Origin of the sequence: Nonomuraea sp. NPDC003804 (assembly GCF_040610675.1) — a bacterium.
GTDB lineage: Bacteria > Actinomycetota > Actinomycetes > Streptosporangiales > Streptosporangiaceae > Nonomuraea.
This window is the reverse complement of the sequence record NZ_JBEXMT010000045.1, coordinates 20262-34399: the sequence shown is the minus strand read 5'-3', so window position 1 is coordinate 34399 and position 14138 is coordinate 20262. Positions and strand designations below refer to the sequence as shown.

15 protein-coding genes are annotated in these 14138 nt (G+C 73.1%); 7 read left to right on the top strand and 8 right to left on the bottom strand.

All coding sequences use genetic code 11. The features are described 5' to 3' along the window. Nucleotides 1-12: 12 nt before the first annotated feature. Nucleotides 13-834: a methyltransferase domain-containing protein gene (locus tag ABZX22_RS41005; protein ID WP_354921265.1), complete on the top strand. Its 822-nt coding sequence runs from the start codon at nucleotides 13-15 to the stop codon at nucleotides 832-834. A gap of 6 nt (nucleotides 835-840) precedes the next feature. Here the strand turns inward: ABZX22_RS41005 and ABZX22_RS41000 are convergent, their stop codons facing one another. Then, nucleotides 841-1257 carry a hypothetical protein gene (locus ABZX22_RS41000; protein WP_354921262.1) on the bottom strand — a complete coding sequence of 139 codons (417 nt, stop codon included), beginning with the start codon at nucleotides 1255-1257 and terminating at the stop codon, nucleotides 841-843. Between the two features lie 74 nt (nucleotides 1258-1331). On the opposite strand from ABZX22_RS41000, the gene ABZX22_RS40995 reads away from it, so the two are divergent. Next, nucleotides 1332-2561: a lanthionine synthetase LanC family protein gene (locus tag ABZX22_RS40995; protein ID WP_354921259.1), complete on the top strand. Its 1230-nt coding sequence runs from the start codon at nucleotides 1332-1334 to the stop codon at nucleotides 2559-2561. Nucleotides 2562-2570: 9 nt separating this feature from the next. On the opposite strand, the gene ABZX22_RS40990 is transcribed toward ABZX22_RS40995, so the two are convergent. After that, nucleotides 2571-3983, bottom strand: a complete 1413-nt coding sequence (locus ABZX22_RS40990; protein WP_354921256.1) for an ATP-binding protein — start codon at nucleotides 3981-3983, stop codon at nucleotides 2571-2573. Between the two features lie 136 nt (nucleotides 3984-4119). Between ABZX22_RS40990 and ABZX22_RS40985 the strand changes: the two genes are divergently transcribed. After that, nucleotides 4120-4641 (top strand): hypothetical protein, encoded by a 522-nt coding sequence (locus tag ABZX22_RS40985; RefSeq protein ID WP_354921253.1) that lies wholly within the window; start codon nucleotides 4120-4122, stop codon nucleotides 4639-4641. 16 nt (nucleotides 4642-4657) lie between these two features. On the opposite strand, the gene ABZX22_RS40980 is transcribed toward ABZX22_RS40985, so the two are convergent. Then, complete coding sequence (locus ABZX22_RS40980) at nucleotides 4658-5404, bottom strand: nucleotidyltransferase domain-containing protein (RefSeq protein ID WP_354921358.1); 747 nt, start codon at nucleotides 5402-5404, stop codon at nucleotides 4658-4660. Continuing rightward, a complete protein-coding gene (locus ABZX22_RS40975; RefSeq protein WP_354921250.1) occupies nucleotides 5404-6090 on the bottom strand; it encodes a nucleotidyltransferase domain-containing protein in 687 nt (228 codons plus the stop codon). The genes ABZX22_RS40980 and ABZX22_RS40975 overlap by 1 nt, the downstream gene beginning before the upstream one ends. Nucleotides 6091-6235: 145 nt before the next feature. Here ABZX22_RS40975 and ABZX22_RS40970 point away from each other — a divergent pair, with 145 nt between their 5' ends. Genes ABZX22_RS40970 through ABZX22_RS40960 form a run of 3 tightly spaced genes read left to right on the top strand, consistent with a single transcriptional unit; the run spans nucleotide 6236 to nucleotide 8959 of the window. Beyond that, entirely contained in the window at nucleotides 6236-8041 is a 1806-nt protein-coding gene (locus tag ABZX22_RS40970; protein ID WP_354921248.1) for an AMP-binding protein, read from the top strand. A gap of 41 nt (nucleotides 8042-8082) precedes the next feature. Beyond that, nucleotides 8083-8715 (top strand): LysE family translocator, encoded by a 633-nt coding sequence (locus tag ABZX22_RS40965; RefSeq protein ID WP_354921245.1) that lies wholly within the window; start codon nucleotides 8083-8085, stop codon nucleotides 8713-8715. Between the two features lie 10 nt (nucleotides 8716-8725). Then, nucleotides 8726-8959: a hypothetical protein gene (locus ABZX22_RS40960; protein ID WP_354921242.1), complete on the top strand. Its 234-nt coding sequence runs from the start codon at nucleotides 8726-8728 to the stop codon at nucleotides 8957-8959. Nucleotides 8960-8975: 16 nt separating this feature from the next. On the opposite strand, the gene ABZX22_RS40955 is transcribed toward ABZX22_RS40960, so the two are convergent. From ABZX22_RS40955 to ABZX22_RS40945, 3 genes are all read right to left on the bottom strand, one after another. Continuing rightward, the gene (locus ABZX22_RS40955; RefSeq protein ID WP_354921239.1) at nucleotides 8976-10127 is read right to left on the bottom strand and encodes an MFS transporter; all 1152 of its coding nucleotides are present in this window, start codon (nucleotides 10125-10127) and stop codon (nucleotides 8976-8978) included. A gap of 12 nt (nucleotides 10128-10139) precedes the next feature. Beyond that, nucleotides 10140-10634 carry an FBP domain-containing protein gene (locus ABZX22_RS40950; RefSeq protein WP_354921236.1) on the bottom strand — a complete coding sequence of 165 codons (495 nt, stop codon included), beginning with the start codon at nucleotides 10632-10634 and terminating at the stop codon, nucleotides 10140-10142. Nucleotides 10635-10817: 183 nt separating this feature from the next. Next, nucleotides 10818-11549, bottom strand: a complete 732-nt coding sequence (locus ABZX22_RS40945; RefSeq protein ID WP_354921233.1) for an SDR family oxidoreductase — start codon at nucleotides 11547-11549, stop codon at nucleotides 10818-10820. Between the two features lie 82 nt (nucleotides 11550-11631). Between ABZX22_RS40945 and ABZX22_RS40940 the strand changes: the two genes are divergently transcribed. After that, complete coding sequence (locus ABZX22_RS40940) at nucleotides 11632-12210, top strand: TetR family transcriptional regulator (RefSeq protein WP_354921230.1); 579 nt, start codon at nucleotides 11632-11634, stop codon at nucleotides 12208-12210. 103 nt (nucleotides 12211-12313) lie between these two features. On the opposite strand, the gene ABZX22_RS40935 is transcribed toward ABZX22_RS40940, so the two are convergent. Beyond that, entirely contained in the window at nucleotides 12314-14020 is a 1707-nt protein-coding gene (locus tag ABZX22_RS40935) for an asparagine synthase-related protein (protein WP_354921227.1), read from the bottom strand. Nucleotides 14021-14138: the final 118 nt, after the last annotated feature.

The following is a 14138-nucleotide window of genomic DNA, read 5'->3' as shown; positions in this document are numbered from 1 at the left end:
TGTTCTCGGAATATGGGAATGCCGATAGTGTGCGACACCATGAACGCCGTCTACACCCACGGTCACCATGAGTCGGTGCTGCGCTCCCACCGCTGGCGCACCGCAGAGAACTCGGCCGCCTACCTGCTGCCGCATCTGAAGCCGCACATGAAGGTCCTCGACGTCGGCGCCGGGCCCGGCACCATCAGCGCGGACCTGGCCGCCCTGGTCGGCCACCTGACCGTCTCGGAGGTCACCGCCGAGGCGCTGGAGCTGGCCAGGGCGGAGGTGACGGCGCGCGGCCTGACCAACGTCGACTTCGCCGTCGCCGACGTGCACGCGCTCGACCATCCCGACGACACCTTCTGCGTCGTCCACGCCCACCAGGTGCTGCAGCACGTCGGCGACCCGGTCCAGGCCCTGCGCGAGATGCGGCGCGTCACCAGGCCGGGTGGATGCGTCGCGGTCCGCGACAGCGACTACGCCGCCTTCGCCTGGTATCCGAGGTTGCCGGAGCTGGATTCCTGGATGGAGCTCTACCAGCGGGTCGCCAGGGCCAACGGCGGCGAACCCGACGCCGGGCGGCGGCTGCTGTCGTGGGCCCGCGCGGCCGGTTTCACCGACATCACCGCCACCTCCTCCACCTGGTGCTTCTCCACCGACGAGGATCGGCACTGGTGGGGCGGGATGTGGGCGGAGCGGATCCTGCGCTCCGACATGGCGCGCCAGGCGCTGGCGTCGGGCGCGGCCACCGAGGCCGACCTGCGGCGCATCTCGGACGGCTGGCGCGCATGGGCGGACTCGGCCGACGGCTGGATCTCGATCCTGCACGGCGAGCTCGTCTGCCGTGCTTGAACGGCGTTAGACGCCCAGCGTGCGGGCCCTTTCCCAGGCCGGGTCCCGATGCAGCACCACCTCGGTGCCGTCGAGGAGCTCGTCGGGGGCCGACACCATCACGATCTCGCCCGCGGCCTCCAGCTCCAGGAGCAGGTCGCGCACCCGCGGACCCACGGGCAGGCGCCCGGCGGGCAGGTCGAGCATCGCCCTGACGGTGTCGGCGACCTGCGACAGGTGGAAGGGGCCGCGCGCCTGCCGTACGAGGTCGCGGACGACGGGCAGCGTGATGAGCTGCTCGGCCTCGAGATGGGCCAGCTGCCAGATCAGCTGCTCGCGGCGGCGCCCGGTCCCCGCGCACGCCCGGCACGCGCGGGTCACGCCGGGCGCGATCTCCTCCTGCGCAGAGCCCAGGCAGGCGGTGCACATGTCATCGTTCGTCATCGCCCACACTGTACTAAACCACATTAAACCTATTGGGTTTGCGGGTTATTGGGTGTGGTGGGAGACTGATGGCCATGAGCCCGATCGAGGCCCCTGTGCAGGCCGCCGTCGCGGCCGCGCAGTGGATCCGCGCGTGCGCCGTCGACGACGCCCGGGGCCGCCACTGGCACGCAGGCGAACGCGCCGCGCTCCCGCACCGGCCCGCCTCGCTCTACTCGGGCGCGGCGGGCATCGTGCTGTTCTTCCTCGAGCTGGCCGCCGCCACCGGCGACGACTCCTACCTGGAGGACGCCGCCGAGGGCGCCCGCTACCTGGCCGCCGTCTGGCCCGAGCAGCGCGACCCCACCTTCCACGACGGCCTGGCCGGCGTGGTGTTCGCGCTGGCCGAGGCGGGCTGGGCCATCGACGACGCCTTCACCGTCGCCGCCGCGCGCGCCGCCGACCGGCTGGCCGCCGCCGGCCCCGCCTGGACGGGCGATCCGTGCCAGCGCGGCGACGGCGGCATCATCCTCACCCTGCTGCACGCCTCCGCCCTGCTCGGCGAGCCCGCCTACGAGCGCGTCGCCGTCGAGGCCGGCCTGCGCGTCGCCGACCTGCCCGTGCCGGGCCACCGCTTCGGCGCCGAGCCGCCCGCCGACCTGCCCGTCGACGCCGTCACCCCCGGCTTCCTGTCCGGTACGGCCGGCACCGCCTTCCTCCTGGCCCGCCTCCACGCGGTGACCGGCGACCGGCGCTTCCACGACGCGGCCGCCAGAGGCGCCGGCTTCGTCAAGGCGATCAGCGAGGTCAACGGCTCGTGCGCGCTGGTGCCCCACCACCTCCCGCAGGGCCGCCACCTGCACTACCTCGGCTTCTGCTCCGGCTCGGCGGGCGTGGCCAGGATGTTCCACGAACTGGGCGACGACGACTGGGTGGAGCGCCTGGCTCACGGCATCCTCACCAGCGGCGTGCCGTACCGGCGCACTCCCGGGTTCTGGGAGGTCATGTGCCAGTGCTGCGGCGCGGCCGGGCTGCTGGAACTGTTCGTCGGGCTGTGGGCGGCCACCGGCGAGCAGGCGTACCGGGCCTTCGCCCTGACCCTGGGCGAGCACCTGGTCGGCGCGGCGCGCGAAGGCCGGTGGTGGCAGGCCTACCGCAGGTTGCGGCCCGCCGAGATCACCGCCGACACCGGCTACATGGTGGGCGCCGCCGGCATCGGCGCGGCGCTGCTGCACCTGGACGCGGCCGAGCGCGGCGACAGCCGCAGGCTCATCCTGCTGCCGGACAACCCCTTCCCGCTGACGGTGTGGTCGGGGCTGTCCTGACCTGGGCGGTCAGCAGAACCGCGAGGCGGTCCTGGCCTGCCGCCCGTCGCCCGCGCCGAGCAGGGAGCGGGTCAGCGCCTGCTCGTCGCCCGACATCGCCGCGAAGGCGGCGTCGAAGTGCGCGTCGGTCAGCGCGTGCTCGCCCGACCTGATCGCCAGCAGGATCACCCGGCGCAGCAACTCCTTGACGAAGGCCGCCGTCACGCCCTCGGTCGCCGCGACCACCTTGGCGACGTCCGCCTCGACCGGCCGGTTCCTGGCGTACAGGCGGATCAGCCGCTCCCTGTCGGCCCCGGACGGCGGTGGCACCTCCACCGCCAGATCCACCCGGCCGGGCCGCTGCACCAGCGCCTTCTCCAGCGTCTCGACCCTGTTGGTGGTCAGCACGAACGACACGTCGGCGTCGCCGGTGATGCCGTCCATCGCATCCAGCAGCGAGAACAGCAGCGGCGAGGTCTCGAAGTGGCTGCGGTCCTCGGCGATCAGGTCGACGTCCTCGATCACCACGATGGACGGCTGCAGCTTGCGGGCCAGCGCGACCGCGTAATCGAGGTGGCGCATCCCGGGGCCCGACATCAGGATCGCGGTGTGCTCGCGCAGCCTGCCCACCAGGTAGCGCACGGTGTGGGTCTTGCCGGTGCCGGGCGGGCCGTACAGGAGCAGGCCCCTGCGCAGGTGCTGCCCGGCCTCGATCAGCTGCTCCTTCACCGCCGCGATGCCGACGACGTGGTCCTCGACCGCGGCGAGGCGCCCCTCCGGCAGCACCACCTCCTCGGCCGCCAGCTCCGGCCTGGGCAGGAAGGTGAGCAGCTCGTTCTCCTTGTGCTCGCTGAAGCCGAAGCTCATCACCTGGCCCCTGAACGGGTCGTGCCGGCGCTTGAGCCGTTCGATCTCGTCGCGCGTGGCCGAGGCGGCGGTCCTGGAGGAGGACAGAACGGTCAGCATCGAGTGCCCCTGGTAGTCGTCGACGCTGGTGACCACCAGCACCACGGGCGTGCCGTCCGGCGCCCGGCTGGCCACCATGCCGAGCTGGACCACCTCCATGCTCTCGGCGGGCCCGACCGGGGCGCTGCCGTAGTCGGGCCTGCCGAGCAGGCGGCTGCCGTCGCGCAGGGCGTAGAGCAGCATGTTGATGACGCTCTCCCAACGGCGTTCGCCGCCCATCACGCCGAACCACTCGGCGCCGGGGGAACGAGCGGCCAGATAGCGGTCCGTGCCGGCCTGCAGCCCGGCGTGCTCCCACAGGCGGTACTTCGCCTCCACCACGACCGCCTCCGACAGCGAGCAGCCCAGATGCCCGGTCACCCTGGCGACCAGCGGGGAGGCGGCGTTGTCCTCGACGATCCTGGTGGACACGGCGTCGTAGACCTTGGCGAGGCTCACGGCGAGCGCCTGGGCGGCGCGGTGATCGAGATCAGTCACCCGCACACTGTCGCAGGCTCCCGTCGGCATGGCATGAGTAGCCCGTACTCACCCGATCACATCGGCGCCCGCGTGAACCAGGCGCGCGATGTGGTCATCAAACCGGGAAAAGGAATCATGACGACGGAGGATCACCATGACGCACACGGTTGCCACGAGGCTGGGCCGCTCGCTGCTGGCCGCCGCGCTCGCCGGCGGGGTGCTGCTGGCGGCGGCGCCCGCCGCCACCGCCGAGCCGGCCCTGCGCGCGGGGGAGAAGCTGGGCCCGTCCGGCTTCGGCGGCGTCCGGCTGGGGATGAGCGCCAAGGAGGCCAGGGCCACGGGGGCGATCGTGCCCAAGACGCGGGGTGGCAGCTGCTCGGGCTGGGACCTGAAGGCGCACCCGTCCGGCCAGGACCGGGTCGGGCTCTACATCTCCAAGAAGCTGGGCGTGGCCGTGATCTTCGCGCCCGAAGGGGTCACGACGCCCCAGGGCATCGGCCTCGGCTCGACCGGCAAGCAGCTGAAGGCGGCCTACCCCAAGCTGAAGCGGGCCGCCAGCGGCTTCCCCGTCGTCAAGGTCCCCGGCAACCCGAAGGCCTCCTACTACTTCCTGCTGTCCGACGACAAGATCTACGAGATGGGCCTGGCGCTCACCGACCAGGACTGCGTCAACTAGGGACCGGCCAGGAGCGTCAGGCTCGCGGCGACAGACCGGCGAGACGCGCCCGCACCACCAGGTCGTGCAGGGCCTGGCCCGCCGTGGCCGCCTCGGGCAGGCGCGAGGCCTCACACTCGCGCTCCAGGCGCGCCGTCATCCGCGCCACGTCGTCGGCGGCCGACGTCAGCGCCGGCGCGGGCCCGTGCTCGGCCTCCCGCTTGGCCGCCACCAGCTCGGGCAGGTAGGCGGGGCCGTACTCCAGCAGCCTGGTCAGGTCCGTCTCCAGGGTTCCGGTCCGCATCAGGTGGATGCCGGTGGCCAGGACCCTGAAGGTGTACAGCAGCGGCTTGAGCTCGCCGGTCCTGCCGAACAGCCGCCACTGGGTGCGCGCGAACCCCAGGTAGTGGTGGGCGTGGTTGCGGGTCACGCACGCCGGGGCGAGCGCGACCAGCTCCTCGTGCACCGGCGAGGAGAGCACCACCAGCGGGGACAGCAGCTGCTCCAGCACGTACCCGTTGCGCCGCAGCAGCAGCCCGCAGAACTTCGCCAGGTCGTGCGTGACCAGGTCGACCTCGACCCCCGAACGGGTCCACGACCTGTCGATGGTCTCCCGGCCGACCCGCAGCCCGACGACCTGCTCGACCGGCAGCACGTGCACGCCGCGCAGGTCGACGTCGGAGTCGGCCGAGGGAAACCCGTACAGGTGGGCGCCGCTGACCGTCGCGAACGCCAGCGGGTACGGCTGCTCGCCGGCCACCTCGGCCAGCCAGGAAGGAAGCATCACAGGCCGGCCCTGCGCACCTCGACCAGGAACTCCTCGACCGCCGCGCGGTCGGCCGCGGCGGGCAGCACGCTGTGCGGCGCCGCCCGCTCGAAGGTGGACATCAGCGCGGCGCGCCACTCCGACAGCTGCTCCCACGACAGCCGGCCCTCACGCACGTCGAGCAGCCGCCGGCGGTGGGCGCTCATGTCGACCAGAGGCTCGCCGTGCTCGACCAGGTGGATACCGCTCAACAGCAGCCTGATCATGTGCATGGCCTGCTTCCACCTGGGGGCGGCCGGGTCGAGACGGCGGAACTGCGCATCGGCGTAACGCGCGAACGTGGCGTGGGCCCGGCGCGACAGGAACGCCCCGCGCAGGTCCAGCAGCCGCCGACCCGTCGGGGTGACCACCTCGGCCAGCGGCGACCACAGCGTCTCCAGCACCGTGGGGTTGGCCTCCAGCGCCAGCGCGCAGAACCGCTCCACCTCCCACGAGAACTGCTCGGCCAGCGGCCCGTCACGGTGGGTGGGCGGCTTGTCCAGCCGCCAGAACGTCTCGGTGGGCGCCACGAAAACGCCCCTTCTGTCGGTGTCGGAGGCCGGGGTGTGGAGCCCGTAGGCCCGCGAACCGACGATCACCGACAGGATCAGGTCGTCCCCGCCCAGCTCCCCCGGCCCGCGGCCCGCAGCGGTGTCGTCGTCCAAAGGGCACCTCCTCGCCGGGCACGGAAAATCTTGATCGTGCACCCTATCGCCCGGTCTCGGCTGGTGTCGCCCGGGATACGGCCCCGTCCCGCCGGCAGGCCCCGGAGGGTTGCGCCTGCCCGCCCCGCCCTGATCTGATCGATGGGTGAGCGAGCTCGACTGGGGCGCCGCCGCCCGCGCGATCACCTGGGACGTCGAACCGCGCACCGTCTTCGCCGACGGGCGCTGGTTCCCCGACGGGCGGCTCAACACCTGCTTCAACGCCCTCGACCGGCACGTGGCCGCCGGCCGGGGCGAGCAGGCCGCGCTCATCTACGACAGTCCCGTCACCGGGGTCAAGCGCACCTACACCTACGCCGGGTTGCGCGACGAGGTGGCCAAGGCCGCGGGCATGCTGCGCGAGCTGGGGGTGGGCAAGGGCGACACGGTCGTCGTCTACATGCCGATGGTGCCGGAGGCGGCCGTCGCGATGCTGGCCTGCGCCAGGCTCGGCGCCGTCCACTCGGTGGTGTTCGGCGGGTTCGCCGCGGCCGAGCTGGCCGTGCGCATCGACCACGCCAGGCCCAAGGTCGTGCTCAGCGCCTCGTGCGGGATCGAGGTCAGCAGGGTCGTGCCGTACGCGCCGCTTCTGGAGGCGGCGCTGGAGCAGGCCGCCCACCGGCCCGACGCCGTCGTCGTCCTGCAGCGGCCCGAGCATCCCGCCGAGCTGGGCCGAGGCTGGCACGACTGGGCCGGTTTCGACAGCGAGCCTGCCGGTTGCGTGAGCGTCGCGGCGACCGACCCGCTCTACGTCCTCTACACCTCCGGCACCACCGGCGCGCCCAAGGGGGTGCTGCGCGACAACGGCGGCCACGCCGTCGCGCTGCACTGGAGCATGTCCCACATCTACGGGGCGGCCCCCGGCGAGGTCTTCTGGGCCGCCTCCGACGTCGGCTGGGTGGTCGGCCACTCCTACATCGTCTACGGGCCGCTGCTGGCCGGATGCACCAGCGTGCTGTACGAGGGCAAGCCGGTCGGCACCCCCGACCCGGGGGCGTTCTGGCGCGTGGTCGCCGAGCACGACGTGCGCACGCTGTTCACCGCGCCCACCGCGATCCGCGCCATCAAGAAGGAGGACCCGGACGGGGCCTACCTGCGCAAGCACAACCTGCGCCATCTGTTCCTCGCCGGCGAGCGGCTGGACCCCGACACCTACCACTGGGCCACCGGCCTGCTGGAGGTGCCGGTGATCGACCACTGGTGGCAGACCGAGACCGGCTGGCCGGTGGCCGCCAACTGCGTCGGCATCGAGACCCTGCGGATCAAGCCGGGCTCGCCCACCAAGCCCGTTCCCGGCTTCGACGTGCGCATCCTCGACCCCGACGGACGCGAGTGCCCACCGGGCGTCGAGGGCGCCGTGGTGATCAAGCTGCCGCTGCCGCCCGGCTGCCTGCCCACCCTCTACCGCGACGACGAGCGCTTCCACGCCGCCTACCTGTCGCGCTTCCCCGGCTACTACCTGACCGGCGACGGCGGCTACATCGACGACGACGGCTACCTGTTCGTCATGGGCCGCACCGACGACGTCATCAACGTGGCCGGCCACCGGCTGTCGACGGGGGCGATGGAAGAGGTCATCTCCGCGCACCCCGACGTGGCCGAGTGCGCGGTGATCGGCGTCGCCGACGAGCTGAAGGGCCAGCTGCCGCTCGGTCTGGTGGTGCTCAAGGCGGGGGCGAACCGGCCCGAGCACGAGGTGGAGGCCGAGCTGGTCGCCCTCATCAGACAGCGGATCGGCCCGGTGGCCGCCTTCCGCAGGGCGGTGGTCGTGGCCCGGCTGCCCAAGACGCGGTCGGGCAAGATCCTGCGCGGCACCATGCGGGCCATCGCCGCGGGCGACGACTACCCGGTGCCCTCGACGATCGAGGACTCGGCCGTGCTGGAGGAGATCGCCGGGGTGCTCGGCCGGTAAAGGCGTTGCCGTCCCGGGAGCGGCGACGTCAGGATCGGGACATGTATCTGATCGCTTTCATCGGAGCGTGCGTCCTCGTGGCGATGGTGCCGGGGGTGAGCACCGCGGTCATCCTGCGCCAGACGATCAGGTCGGGCAGGGGCTCGGGGCTGGCGGCCACGCTCGGCAACGAGACGGGCATCCTGCTGTGGGCGCTGGCCGCCGCCTTCGGCCTGTCGGCGCTCGTGCTGGCCTCCGAGCTGGCCTACGACGTCATGCGCCTGGCCGGCGCGGCGGTCCTGATCTGGATGGGCGTGCAGTCGCTGCGCCGCAAGCACCCGGGTGACCTTCCCGCTGACCTCGCCGGGGAGGTCACCGGGGACAAGGCCGTCGACGGTTGGCGCAGGTCCTATCTGGCGGGGTTCGGCACGTGCCTGGCCAACCCGAAGGCGGCGGTGTTCGCGATGTCGTTCCTGCCGCAGTTCGTGCCGGAGGGGCAGGACGTGCCGCTGACGCTGGTCACGCTCGCCGTGGTGTGGGTGCTGGTCGACACCCTCTGGTACGGAGCCGTCATCTGGGCGGTGGCCAAGGCCAGGGCGGTGCTGGGGCGGCCCGCCGTACGGCGCCGCCTGGAGCAGGCCTCCGGCGTGGTCCTGATCGCGCTGGGCGTGCGGCTGGTGGCCGAGGCCAGATAGCGTGGTCGGTATGACGGACGACCTGGCCACCCTGGTGCGGCAGACGGAGGACGACGATCCGCTCCTGGCGCTGCGGGCCACCGCGGCGCTGCGCCGCGAGATCGAGCGCATGGAGGCGGTCCAGGTGCGCAGGGCCCGCAACAAGGGGCTGGCCTGGTCGGTGATCGCCGAGGCGGTCGGCGTGACCAAGCAGGCCGTCCACAAGAAGCACGGCGGGCGGGGCCTGCTCGGCGGAGGGGCGTAGCCACCCGGGCTCGAATCTACTTTGTAAAGGGCCGGGGCCGGAGTGACACCGCCGACGCCGACATGAACAGGCAGCAGGCGACCGGTATCGCCAGCGCGAGCGGCAGCCCGGCCAGCTCGGCGACGCCGCCGATGATCACCGGCCCGAGCATGAGGCCGGCGTAGCCGAGCGTCGCGACCTGGGCGATCGCCGCACCGGCCCGCGCGGGGTCGTGGTTGCCGGCCGCGGAGAACACCTGCGGCACCATGGTGGCCAGCCCGAGGCCGAACAGGCCGAACCCGGCGATGGCCGCGACCGGCTCGGCCACCAGCAGCGCGAGGCCGAGCCCCGACGCGGCCAGCAGGCCCGACCAGCGCACCAGCGCGACGGGGCCGCACCACAGCGCGAGCCGGTCGCCGGCGAAGCGGCCCAGCGTCATGGCGGTGGAGAAGGCCGCGAACGCGATGGCCGCGAGAGCGGTCGCCGCGCCGAGCTCCTCGTGCAGGTAGACGGCGCTCCAGTCGCCCGCCGATCCTTCGCCGAGCAGCCCGGCGAAGGCCATCGCGCCCATGAACACCACCCGGCCGTGCCACCCGAACCCGGCCCGCCCGACTCTGCGCCGCTCGTGGCGGCAGGGCGCGGACGGCAGCAGCCAGGACCTCACCAGGACCGCGAGAGCCGCCAGGGGGACGGTGACCGTGGTGAAGGTGAGGCCGGGGGACAGCCCCAGCCACGCCGACAGCGCGCCGGCCGCGGCGCCGAGCAGCCCGCCCGCGCTGTACATGCCGTGGAAGGAGGACATCAGCGGCCGGCCGTAGGCGCGCTCGACCTCCACCGCGTGGGTGTTCATGGACACGTCGAGCGAGGCGTTGAGCAGGCCCCACAGGAACAGGGTGCCGACGAGGACGGCGAGGTCGGGGGCGACGCCGGCGGGGATCATCGCCAGGGCGCAGGCCGCCCCCGCGGGGGCGACGACCCTGGCGCTGCCGAGGCGGTCGGTCAGCCGTCCCGCGAACTGCATCCCGACGACCAGGCCGACGGCGACGGCGAGCAGGGCCAGGCTGAGCTGTCCGTCACTGAGATGCAGCGACTGCTTGACGGTCGGGATGCGGGCGGCCCACACCCCTGAGACGATGCCGAGCAGGGCGAAGGAGAAGCAGACGGCGACCCTGGCCCGGCGTGCGCTCACGTGGCGAGTCTGTCAGAGGAGCACCTTGGCGACGAAGTCCGCGAGCTTGCCGCGGGTGCGCTCGATCTGCTCCTCCATCGACAGCGACTCCTCCATCCTGCCGCCCGGGTCCGGGCTCTTCAGGCCGCGCACGTACAGCGAACAGGCCAGGTCGGCGCAGATGTGGACGCCGACGGAGTTGTTCTGCCGTCCCGCCTCGCCGGCCCTGCGCGCCGTCATCAGCGAGACGCCGGTGCCGGGGTGCGTCGTCAGGCACAACGAGCACATGCTGCGCTGCAGGAACCCGCGCTGCTGGGTGGGAAGCCTGAGCGCCACGCCGACGAGCCCGCCGTCGTGCTCGGCCACGATGTAGCTGCGCTCGGGCGCGCCGGGGTCGCGCCAGCCGAGGAAGTCCAGGTCCTCCCACGGCCGGTCGGTGAGATCACGCGGAACGGCCAGGCGCTTGGCCTCGCCTTTGGAACAATTGACGAACGACGCGCGAATGGCCTGTTCGGTGAGCTGTTTCATGCGTCGAACGGTACATTTGCCTAGGATCATTAGGCAAAACCTTTTAGGGGTTCAGATGGGGCGTGCGGGGCTGACGGCGGAGCGGGTGGCCCTGGCCGCCTTCGCCCAGGCCTACCGCGACCATCGACGCCGTCCACGCGATGCTGGAGCGCCGGCCCGGCTGATCGGGACCGCTCAGGCGGTTCAGGCGGTGGTGCCCGCGTCGACGGTGACGGCGGCGCCGGTGATGTTCCTGCCGCCTTCGCCCGCCAGATGGGCGACCGTCGCGGCGATGTCGCGGGGGTCGCAGTAGCGGCCCAGCGCGGTGTACGCGCGCTCCTGCTCGGCCTCGGGGCTGTCGGCCGGGTTCATCTCGGTGTCGGTCGAGCCCGGGTGGACGAGGTTGACGGTGATCCCGCGCGGGCCCAGGTCCCTGGCCAGCCCCTTGGTCAGGCCGATCAGCGCGGACTTGCTCATCGCGTAGAGCGTCCATCCGGGGTAGGGCACCCGCTCGGCCAGGCTGCTGCCGATGCTGATGATCCGCCCGCCGCTTCCCATGTGCCTGGCGGCGGCCTGGGCCAGGACGAACGCGGCGCGCGCGTGGACGGCCATCGTGGTGTCGACCTCCTCGAGCGTCACCTGCTCCAGCGGGCCGAACGGGGCGATGCCGGCGTTGTTGACCAGGACGTCGAGGCGGCCGAAGGCGGTGACCGTACGGTCGACGGCGGCGACCAGCTGGGCGGCGTCGGTGGCCGCCGCCTCCAGGGCCAGCCCGCGGCGCCCGGTGGCCTCGACGCGCCGGACGACGGCGGCGGCGCGCTCGGCCGAGCGGGCGTAGGTGACGACCACGTCGGCGCCGTCGGCGGCCAGCCTCTCGGCGATGGCGGCGCCGATGCCCCGGCTTCCTCCGGTGACGAGCGCGACTCTGTGCGGCATGAGTTCTCCTTATCCGGAACCTGTTCCGCTTGAGAGTAAGCGGAACGGGTTCCGGTTGCAAGGGGTCCAGTAGCCTGTGATCGTGAACGCCGTCGCCAACCGGCGCGAGCGGGTCGACGCCGCTCGCAACCGGGTCAAGATCCTCACCGCCGCCGCCGGCATCGTGGCCGCGAAGGGCGTCGAAGGGCTGTCCATGGCGGAGGTGGCCGCGGCGGCGGGGGTGGGCGTCGGCACGCTCTACCGGCGCTTCGGTGACCGCTCAGGGCTGGCGTACGCGCTGATCGACGAGCGCGAGCGGGAGTTCCAGGAGGCGTTCCTCGAGGGGCCGCCGCCGCTCGGGCCCGGCGCCGCCCCGCCGGAGCGGATCCGCGCGTTCCTGCACGGCCTGACCGACAGGACGGTGGAGCAGCTGGACCTGCTGCTGATGGCGGAGACCGCGGCGCCGCTGGCCAGGTTCGGCGGCGCGTACGCCGCCTACCACACCCACCTGTCGATGCTCATCGCGCAGGCCAGGCCGGGTGCCGACGGCTACGTGCTGGCCGACGCGCTGCTGGCGCCGCTGGCCGCGCCGCTGCTGGCCCACCGGCTGCGGGCGTGCGGGGTGACGGCCGAGCGGGTGAAGGCCGGGCTGGACGACCTGCTGGCCGCCTTCACGACCTGACCGGCCGCCTGCGCGGCCTGACCGGGCACCTGCGCGGCCTGACCGTCACCGTGCCGGACGGCGCAGGTGCCCGCGGAAACCCGCGCACCGGCGCGTACCGGCCTCACAGCGCCGCCCGGGGCCGCTGGGCCCGCACGTGCAGCATCTCGCGGGTGGGGGGCAGCGGCCGGGAGGGATCGGTGGCCAGCAGGCTCGCCACCGTGTACAGGTGCCAGACGAGCGGCGCCTTGGTGAGCCTGCCGCCCTCGAACAGCGCGGGCACCTTCTCCAGCCGCACGATCTCGCCGAGACCGGACGACGACATGATCGTCCGCTCCAGTTCCCTGGCGATCTCCTCGCCCGGTTCGGCACGCCAGTTCCACGGCTTGGCCTGCCTGGACGGCAGCCGCTGCGCCCTGCTCCACAGCCGGGCGAGGCGCCCTTCGGACCTGAAGCGCCACTGCCCTCCCTCCAGCGGCACCGCCGCCAGCGCCGGCGCGAACATCTTGATCAGCTTGTGGACCAGGCGCTCCGAACGCCGGAACCCCGGATCGAGCGCGAGCGCGGCGGCGACCACCCGGTTGTCCAGGAACGGCTGCACGGGCGTCCCCCTGCGCAGCATGGCCGCGCGGGAGGCCGCGTGCCAGCGGCCCACCCGGAAACGCAGATACAGATGGTCGGGCACGTGCAGGGTGTCCGAGCGCCAGGCCAGCTCCTCGGCGTGGGCGTTGGCCGCGTCGGTGAACAGGGCGCGGTGGGCCAGGAACAGCGACTGGGTCCTGCGCCGCACCGCCTCCGGCGTGGCCTCCTCCATGCCCGACAGGTAGCCGCCGCGCAGGATCTCCCCGTTGTGCCCGCCCAGCGAAGGGCGCCGGCTGTAGGGGCCGTCGCCGGTGATGTTCTCGTAGGCCGACAGCATGCCCTCGCACACCCGCAGCACGTTCTGGACGCGGTCGGCGGGATGGGCCACCCGCAGCTCGCTGCGCGGCGTCAGCGACGGGGCCTGCACCTCGTGCTCGATGCCGAGCGTCGCGGCCACCTGGCGGGCCACCACCACGTCGGGGTGGTCGTCGAAGCCGGAGGTGACCGCGTGGAACGGGATTCCCGCCGCGTGCAGCAGGGCCGCGACCAGGCGGCTGTCCCTGCCGCCGGTGAGCGTCAGCCGTACCGGGTCGGGTGTCTGCAGCAGCGGCTCCACCGCCGCGAGCATCCCGGCGGCGACCCGCTGCGTCCCGGTACGGCTCTCGCCCTCGGGCAGCGGGTCGGTGGTGACGGTCAGCCGCTCGCCCGCGACCAGCAGGGAGGCGGGCGGCAGCGCCCGGACGCCGGTGTAGGGCGTCTCCTCTGACAGGAAGTAGCCCTGGCGGGCGACCGACTGCAGGGCCGGCACGTCGTGGCGGACCTCGCCGAAGGCGGCCAGCCGTACCAGCAGGGCCCGGTTGCCTGCCACGTGGAGTTCGCCCGTCTGGGCGAAGTAGACCGGGTCGGCGGGGGCGAGCGACGTCGAGGCGCTGAACCCGTGCTCGCCGGCCTGGAAGAGGGCGAAGCAGCCCGGCTCGCCGGCCGCGGGGCCGTCCAGCGTGCGCGGGTCGCCCGGGTGGTGGCCCGCGACCGCGGTGACGCCGTCGGGGGTCGCGATCGGCGCCCAGTCCGGCTCGTTGGTCCAGGCCAGCAGGTGGACGCCGCCGTGCGAAGCCTGCCACTCGGCGGCGCGGACGCGCTCCGGCCTGACGGGGAAGGCCGCGCCGATCGCGTCCTTGGCCCGCTGGACGGCCTGCCGTACGGCCTCGCGCTGGTGCGGCTTTCCGGCCACGACGAGAAAGACCCTCATGATGCCCCCGGAGGTTGATGCCTTTCTAGGTATCCGCCGATGCGGCGTTCTCCTTTCGCACCCGGATGTCCGAGCCGGTGGCGAGGGCGGGCCGATGCGGGCCGGGGTTCCGCGCGCC

Bases quoted from the DNA above. Each gene is read 5' to 3' on its own strand.
- ABZX22_RS41005 (WP_354921265.1), top strand. From the start codon at position 13: ATGGGAATGCCGATAGTGTGCGACACCATGAACGCCGTCTACACCCAC.
- ABZX22_RS41000 (WP_354921262.1), bottom strand. From the start codon at position 1,257: ATGACGAACGATGACATGTGCACCGCCTGCCTGGGCTCTGCGCAGGAG.
- ABZX22_RS40995 (WP_354921259.1), top strand. From the start codon at position 1,332: ATGAGCCCGATCGAGGCCCCTGTGCAGGCCGCCGTCGCGGCCGCGCAG.
- ABZX22_RS40985 (WP_354921253.1), top strand. From the start codon at position 4,120: ATGACGCACACGGTTGCCACGAGGCTGGGCCGCTCGCTGCTGGCCGCC.
- ABZX22_RS40980 (WP_354921358.1), bottom strand. From the start codon at position 5,404: ATGCTTCCTTCCTGGCTGGCCGAGGTGGCCGGCGAGCAGCCGTACCCG.
- ABZX22_RS40965 (WP_354921245.1), top strand. From the start codon at position 8,083: ATGTATCTGATCGCTTTCATCGGAGCGTGCGTCCTCGTGGCGATGGTG.
- ABZX22_RS40960 (WP_354921242.1), top strand. From the start codon at position 8,726: ATGACGGACGACCTGGCCACCCTGGTGCGGCAGACGGAGGACGACGAT.
- ABZX22_RS40950 (WP_354921236.1), bottom strand. From the start codon at position 10,634: ATGAAACAGCTCACCGAACAGGCCATTCGCGCGTCGTTCGTCAATTGT.
- ABZX22_RS40945 (WP_354921233.1), bottom strand. From the start codon at position 11,549: ATGCCGCACAGAGTCGCGCTCGTCACCGGAGGAAGCCGGGGCATCGGC.
- ABZX22_RS40935 (WP_354921227.1), bottom strand. From the start codon at position 14,020: ATGAGGGTCTTTCTCGTCGTGGCCGGAAAGCCGCACCAGCGCGAGGCC.